The sequence below is a fragment of the Chryseobacterium sp. MYb7 genome, assembly GCF_002979455.1.
Taxonomy (GTDB): Bacteria; Bacteroidota; Bacteroidia; order Flavobacteriales; family Weeksellaceae; genus Chryseobacterium.
In genome coordinates this window covers 1-1,731 of sequence record NZ_PCOU01000064.1, presented here as the reverse complement: position 1 = coordinate 1,731, position 1,731 = coordinate 1, and the positions used below count along the sequence as shown (strand labels likewise).

The window sequence follows — 1,731 nt, the reverse complement described above, 5'->3', positions numbered from 1 at the left end:
GAATCTGTCTCACAACTGAGGCAGATTCTTTTTGTTATAAAAGTACTTGTTTTACTGTTTTATTTTCATTACATTTAACTGTATATCAGCTATCTGTATGAATTTCAAGGATTATAATCAGCATCAACTATTTTTGTTTCCCCCCACTTTTGAGGACTTCATTCCGGAGTATCATCCTGTTCGCATTGTCAATGATGTGATTGATAAGATTAAAATTGATCCTCTGCTTAAGGCTTATAAAAAAGAAGGTAATCCGAGTTATCATCCCAAAATGATGCTTAAGATTATGATCTATGCCTATATGGACAACACTTACTCTAGTAGAAGAATAGAAAAATCCGTAAAAGAGAATGTTAATTTCATGTGGCTTTCCGGGATGAAGCAGGTAGATCATAATACGATATCCCGCTTTAGAAGCCAGAAACTTAAGGATGCATTCAAAGATATTTTTCGTCAGGTTGTGCTTCTGCTGGCAGAAGAAGGTTTGATTAGTTTACGGGAAGTTTACACTGACGGGACGAAAATAGAAGCTCAGGCGGGACGATACACTTTTGTTTGGGCCAAATCCATCAAAACCAATAAAGAGAAAATGCTAAAGCAATTGGAAGAGCTTTGGAAGTATGCTCAAAACATCGCTGCCACAGAGGATAGTGATCCCGAGCCCCCTGATTTTAAAGAGATCAGTAAAGAAAAAATAAGAGAAACGGTAGAGAGTATTGATAGAAAGCTTAAGGGCAGTAATACAACAGATAAGAAAGGCAGAGCGGGAGCCAAGTCTAAATTAAACTATATCAAAAATAATTTTGAGAAAAACCTTGAAAAATACCAGAATCAGGAAAAGATATTAGAAGAGAGAGGGTCTTACAGCAAAACAGATCATGATGCTACTTTCATGCGTATGAAAGAAGATCATATGAAAAACGGACAGCTCAAACCTGCCTACAACACTCAGATATCGAGCGAGAATCAGTTCATTATCAACTATACGGTACACAGGCAAACCAATGATATAGGAACCCTTCATTCCCATTTGGAAAATCTTAAAGAAACCTTTGGAAAAGAAGTTTTCTCTAATATAAAAAGCCTGACCGCAGATGCAGGCTATGGAAGTGAGGAAAACTATGAATATCTTCAAGATAATGAGATAGAAGCATTTGTAAAATATAATACCTTTGACAAAGAGCAGGATAAGAATTATCAGAAAAAATATAAAACATTTAGTAAAGAAAACCTGTATTACAACAAGGATCAGGATTTTTATCTCTGTCCTATGGGACAGCGGATGGATAAAACGCACGAAAGTAATACCACCACTAAAAGTGGCTTTAAACAAAAGTTATCCCATTATCAGGCAAAGAACTGCGTAGGTTGTCCTATTCGGGGAGTTTGTCACCATTCAAAGACCAACCGCAGCATAGAAAGAAACCATAATCTGGAACGTCATAAAGAAAAAGTCCGGGAGTTACTCCTAAGTGAAGAAGGCATAGTGAAACGAAAAAAACGGTGTTACGATGTAGAACCTGTATTTGCACATTTAAAACATTGTCATGGATTTAGACGTTTTAGCCTTAAATCTCTGAAAAAAGTAGAAATAGAGTTCGGATTACATGCTTTAGCTCACAACCTAAGAAAGAAAGTGGCATAAGAGACACTTTTCAAACTGGAAAAAACTGCAAAAGAAAAACGAATAAATACAAAAAAAATCCGCCTCACTGGTTGTGAGACGGACTC

Annotated in this window: 1 protein-coding gene; it reads left to right on the top strand. The window is 36.4% G+C overall.

The annotated features are described in order from the left end of the window. The first annotated feature begins 97 nt into the window (after positions 1 to 97). On the top strand, positions 98 to 1,645 hold the full coding sequence (locus tag CQ046_RS23345) for an IS1182 family transposase (protein WP_105704559.1): 1,548 nt from the start codon (positions 98 to 100) through the stop codon (positions 1,643 to 1,645). Positions 1,646 to 1,731: the final 86 nt, after the last annotated feature.

Bases quoted from the DNA above. Each gene is read 5' to 3' on its own strand.
- CQ046_RS23345 (WP_105704559.1), top strand. From the start codon at position 98: ATGAATTTCAAGGATTATAATCAGCATCAACTATTTTTGTTTCCCCCC.